This is a genomic window from [Mycobacterium] manitobense, assembly GCF_025821665.1.
Taxonomy (GTDB): Bacteria; Actinomycetota; Actinomycetes; order Mycobacteriales; family Mycobacteriaceae; genus Mycobacterium; species Mycobacterium arseniciresistens.
This window is the reverse complement of the sequence record NZ_JACKSJ010000253.1, coordinates 1-6232: the sequence shown is the minus strand read 5'-3', so window position 1 is coordinate 6232 and position 6232 is coordinate 1. Positions and strand designations below refer to the sequence as shown.

Below are 6232 nucleotides of genomic sequence, written 5' to 3'. Positions count from 1 at the left end.
ACATCCAACTGCCCACGCTCACCGGCATCAAGCACATCCACCGACGACAACCGCCGACCCGGATCACCACACATCGCCCACAACACCCGCTCGAAACGGGCGATCAGCACCTCGATGCCGGCTGCGTCGAACACGTCGGTACGGAATTCCACCTCACCGCTGATGCCCGCGAATTCGCCGGTGCTCGTCCAGCGCTCCGCGAGCGAGAACGTCAGATCGACTCGGGCGGTGTGGGTGTCAGCGTGAATCGGCGTGACCTGGACATCGCCCAGGCTCAGCCCGCCTGCGGTCTCGCTGTCCTGCCCGGCGATGTTCTGCCAGGCGAGCAGGACCTGCACCAGCGGATGGTGCGCCATCGAGCGAACGGGATTGAGCCGATCGACCAGCACCTCGAAAGGCACGTCCTGATGGTCGAACGCCGCCAGGCTCCGTTGCCGGACCTGGGCGAGCAGCTCCGCTGACGTGGGATCACCACTCAAATCCGTGCGCAGGACGAGGGTGTTGACGAAGAATCCCACCAACTCGTCGAGTGCCGAGTCGTTCCGTCCGGCGATCGGGTATCCCACTGCCACATCGGAAGTGGAACCCAACTGTCCGAGGAGCACTGCAAGGGCGGCCTGCACGACCATGAAGCTGGTGGCGTTGTGTTGGCGGGCCGTTTCGCGCACCTGCTGCTGCAGTTGCGCCGACCACTCCACCGCGACCCGGGCGCCACGGTGATCCGCCACCGCCGGGTAGGGCCGATCGGTGGGCAGCTGAAGTCGTTCGGGCATCCCGGCCAACGCGCTCTGCCAGTAGGCCAGCTGAGCCCCTATGCGGCTGTCGGGGTCGTCGATGTCGCCGAGCTGCTCACGCTGCCACAGCGTGTAATCCACGTACTGGACGGCCAGCGGCGCCCACTCCGGTGCCCGTCCCTGTGCGCGCGCCGAGTACGCCGCGCCCATGTCCACGACCAGTGGGGTGACCGACAACCCGTCGGCGGCGATATGGTGCACGACCGCGACCAGCGCGTGTTCGTCCCCGGCGAGCCGAAACAGCCGCGCCTGCAGCGGAATCTCGCCGGCCAGGTCGAATGCGTACGCCGCCAGCCCTTCGATGGCCTCGACCAGTCGGGCCGCCGGCCATGCCGTGGCGTCGACCACGTCCCAGCCGAAATCGACTGTCTCGGAGGGGAGCACGATCTGCTGTGGTCTTCCCTCGTTCGTCGAGAACACGGTTCGCAGGGACTCGTGGCGGTCCACCACGTCCGCGAGCGCCACCCTCAGGGCCTCGGTGTCCAGCGTTCCGCTCAGCCGCAGAGCGACCGCCATGTTGTAGACCGCCGACGGCCCCTGCAGCTGATCCAGGAACCACAGCCGGTTCTGGGCATACGACAGCGGGATCACTTCCGGCCGCTGTTCGACAGCCACCAGCGGCGCGCGCCCGTCGCCGTCCTCGCCGAGACGGGTCGCCAGGTGCGCAACCGTCGGCGACTCGAACAGGGCGCGCACGGACAGCCCGCCGTCGAGCGCTCTGTTCACCGCGGCGATCGCGCGCATCGCGAGGATGCTGTCGCCACCCAGATCGAAGAACGAGTCGTCCGCCCCGACGCGCTCCACGCCGAGGACCTCGCCGAAGATCCCGGTCAGGATCTCCTCGGCGGGCGTTGCCGGCGCGCGGTAGCGGTCCCCTGCGGCGTGGTACTCGGGCGCAGGCAGCGCGCGGGTGTCGAGCTTGCCGTTGACCGTCAGCGGCAGAGTGTCCAGCGCCAGCACGGCGGCCGGCACCATGTATCCGGGTAGGCGCTCGGCCAGCTCGGCACGCGCCTTGGCCGGATCCGCGGTTCCGGTCACGTAACCGACCAGCCGCTTGTCACCCGGCCGGTCCTCCCTGGCGATCACGGCGGCCTGGCTCACCCCGTCCAACGCGGCAAGAGCGGCTTGGATCTCACCGAGTTCGATGCGGTAGCCGCGGATCTTGACCTGCTCGTCGGCGCGGCCCAGATACTGCAGCTGCCCGTCGTCGTTCCAGCGCACCAGATCCCCGGTGCGGTACATCCGCGCGCCTGCGCCTCCGAAAGGGCACGCGACGAATCGAGTCCCCGTCAGTCCCGGTCGGCCCACGTAGCCGACACCGACCCCGTGCCCGGCCACGTACAGGTCGCCGACCACACCCGGCGACACCGGTCGCAGCCACTTGTCCAGCACGAAGAGCGCCGCTCCCGGTACCGGTGATCCGATCGGGGGCGCTCCCGTGCCGGGAGTCAACGGTGTGCTGATCGCCACGCACATGGTGGTCTCGGTGGGGCCGTAGGCGTTGATCATCACCCGTCCGGGCGCCCATCGGTCCACGACCTCTGAGGTGCAGGCCTCGCCCGCCATCACCAGGGCCATCGAGTCGAGGCTCTCGGGCGAGAGCATGGCCACCGCCGACGGCGTGTGGGTGAGCACCGTCACGCCCTCAGCCACCAGCATGTCGTGGAATTCATCCGGTGAGCTCGTGACCTGTTCGGAGACCACGACGAGTCGGCCGCCGTCCAGCAGCGGAGCGAAGATCTCCCATGCCGAGACGTCGAAGGACAGCGAGTGGCACAACGCCCACACCCCTGCGCGGGGCAGTCCGGCGTCGAGCGACTCCAACAGCTGGGTCACGTTGCGGTGGGTGATCGCAACGCCCTTGGGCACACCCGTGGTGCCCGACGTGTAGATGATGTACGCCACGTCGTCCGCCTCCGGCGGCTGCAGCGTCGCCGGCTCGCTCGCGGTGCCGGGATTCATGATGTCGATGACCGCGAGGCCGTGACCGTCGAGCCGAAGACGCAGTTCGTCGGTGGTCACCGCAGCGATCGGAGCCGCGTCCTCGAGCACGAAGCCGATCCGGGCGTCCGGATGGGCAGGGTCGATCGGCAGATAGGCGGCCCCGGTCTTCATGACGGCGAGGATGGACACCACCGCGTCGACCGACCGGTTGAGCAGGATCGCCACACATTCACCCGGCCGCGCGCCCTGGGCGGCCAACCGGTGCGCCATGCGATCAGCGGCCGCGTCCAGCTGTGCGTAGGTCATCGACCCGCCGTCGAACGACACCGCCACCGCCTCGGGGCGGCGGGCCACGTGCCCGGCGAACAACACCGGTATCGACACCCCGGCCGGCACCGGCCCGTCCAGCACCTTCTTGTTCGCCCACTCGTCGAGCTGGGCGTGCTCATCGTCGTCGAAGAGGTCGAACGACAGCAGCCGCGTGGCATCAGCGGTCATGATGGGCTCTCCTGGTTGGCCGTCATTGCCATGAACACCCGCTGTAGCCGTCGCATCAACGCATCGATGCGGGCCGGGCTGTACACGTCGGTGTCGTATTCGACACGCATGTCGAGTTCGCGCCCCGGATGTGCCTGGACCGTCAGCGGGTAGTGGTTGTACTCGCGACCGGTGATGTCACTGATGGCCAGGTTCCCCGCACTCATCTGCGCTCCGGTGTCGATGGGGTAGTTCTGATAGACGATGCAGGTGTCGAACAGCTCGTCATGGCCTGCGACGCGGTGGATCTCGCGCAGGGCCAGGTGCTGATGGTCGAGTGTCGCGCTGTGTGACCGCTGCAGCTGCTTCAACAGATCGGCCACCGTCGTCTCCGGCGTGATCGTCGCGCGTACCGGCACCGTGTTGATGACGAGACCGATCATCGTCTCTGCGCCTGCCACCTCGGCCGGCCGTCCGGACACCGTGACACCGAATGCGACGTCGTGCTGCCCGGTCAGTGACGTCAGCAGCAGCGCCCAGGCACCCTGCAGCACAGTGCTCATCGTGGTGTGATGCGTCCGCGCGAGCGCATCGAGCGCCGCGGTCGTTTCCTCCGGCACCGCGATCCGGCGCACGGCGCGCTGCCCCAGTTCCGAACGGTCCGGCGGACTGACCAACGTCGGCGTCGAGAAGCCGGCGAAGACCTCCGCCCATGCCGCGCGGGCCGAATCGACGTCCCTACCCGCCAGCCAGGCCACGAAGTTGCGGTACGACCCGGGCACCGGAAGGTGCTCGCCGACGTAGCTCGCGAAGATCTCGTGCAGGAGAACGGGCATCGACCAACCGTCGATCACGATGTGGTGGAAGGTCACGACGCAGTGGTGGCGCTCCTCGGCGGTGCGGATGAGCACGATGCGGAAGGCGGGTTCCTCCGTGAAATTCCCGACCGCCGACCGCTCGGCGGCACACACCTGCCGGATCGTCTCATCAGGCTGGGTGCCGTCGTCCGCGACATCGATGTACCGCCATACCGCTGCGGGCTCGGCCGGGATGAGCTGCACCGGCTCGTCGAATTCCTCACTGAACCGCGCGACGAGATTTGGATGGCGGCGGACGACCGTCTGGACCGCATCGCGTAGCCGCTGGATCTCGAGTGGACCGGCCACGTTGAATTCCACCTGGACGGCGTACAACTCGTCCAGGCTGTCGGTGCCTCGGGTGGCACTGGCGTGGAAGAGCAGGCCCTGCTGCAGCGGCGTGAGGGGCAGGATGTCGGCAATGGCGAACCGGCTCTGGAGCTCGTCGATCTGACCCTGGTCGAGTCGGGCAGGCAGGATGTCCGACGGCGTCAGCCCGCCGCCGCCCTTGCCCACGTGTGCGCAGATCCCCGCCAGGGCGTCGAACCACAACCTTGCGAGCCGGCCGACCTGCTCGTCGTCGAGCGCCGAGCGTGCCCACGTCCAGTCCGCCTGCAGAGCAGGACCCTCAGCGGTGTCGACCGTGGCCGCGTTGAGCTCGACGGTGTGCGCCAAGGGCATCGGCAACTCCGCTGCGACGCCCACCGACGACATGCCGCGCTGACTGATCCGCCAGAGATCCTCGGTCAGTTCGGCAGCCGCACCGAGCCGGCCCAGGTAGTTGAATCCGATCGCCGGTTCCGGCCCGTCCACGGCCACATCGGGATTCAGGTAACGCAACAGACCGTAAGTCAGTCCGTCGGGCAAGGCACGCAACTGTTCCTTGGCGTCCTTCACCAGTGAGCCGACGGTCATCTCGCCGCTCACCAGTTGCGGCCAGGACAGTCTGCGCAGTGCCAGAGCCACAGGGTGTTTCATGGTGAACCACCCGACGGTGCGGGACAGGTCGACGTCGTCCGCGAGTTCCTCGACGCGCCCGTGTCCTTCGACATCGATGGCGATCGGGGCGTCGCCGCTGCCGAAGAACTCGGTCAGTGCCAGGCCGTAGGCGATCAGCAGGATGTCCTGTACGCCCGCATGGAACGCCGCGGGCACCTCGCCCAGCAGTGCGCGAGTCGTCTGCGCATCCAACGTCAGTGACAGGCGGCCGGCACTGGCGAACGTGTCCACGTCGGACTGCGCCGCCGGCACCACCGGCTCAGTCGTCAGCACCTGCCGCCACCGGTCCGCCTGCTGCACCACCTGGGTGTCGAGGGCATGGGCGGCCAGCAGCGCGGCCCACCGGGCGAACGAGGTGCCCGGCTTCGGTAGCTCCACCGGTTGTCCGCTGCGCAGTTGAGTCCAGGCGATGTTGACGTCCTCCACCAGGATCCGCCACGACACCCCATCCACCGCCAGGTGGTGGATCATCAGCACGAACTCACTCGTGGCCGTCGCCCACAGTGCGCTCACCATGGCGCCGGCAGCGGGATTCAACCGCGACCTGGCTGCGAGCAGCACGTCATCGCTGAGCTCGGTGACGGTGTTCAGGCAGTCCGCGGCTCGAACCGTCCCGTCGGCGGGGACGGTCAGCGACCAACCGTCCGGCCCGCCGTCGTCGTCGATGCGCAAGCGCAGCATCGCATGTCGGTCCAGCACCGCCTGCAGAACGGCGACGGCATCTGCCTCGGTCGCCCCGACCGGGGCCTGCAGCACCACGGTCTGGTTGAACTCGTCGGCTCCGCCGAGGCCGTTCAGCCAGCGAATGATCGGAGTGGCCGGCAGCGGGCCGACACCATCGTCGGCCTGTCCTTCGTCGTCGGCGACTCTGGCCACCCGGGCCAGTCGCGCCACCGTCTGCTCGACGAAGACGTCGCGGGGCCGGCACCGGATGCCCGCGGCGCGCGCTGCCGTGACGACCTGCATGGAAAGGATGCTGTCGCCGCCGAGTTCGAAGAAGGAGTCGTCGACTCCGACGCGTTGCAGGCCCAGGACCTGACTGTAGATGCCGGCCAGTACCTCCTCGACCGCATCAGAAGGTGCCCGGTAACCACCGCTGTCGCCGTACTCAGGCTCAGGCAGTGCACGCTTGTCCAGCTTGCCGTTGACGGTCAACGGCAA

1 pseudogene is annotated in these 6232 nt (G+C 68.2%); it reads right to left on the bottom strand.

What is annotated here, in order from left to right:
- A pseudogene (locus H7I41_RS28055) lies at positions 1-6232 on the bottom strand (amino acid adenylation domain-containing protein); the annotation flags it as partial.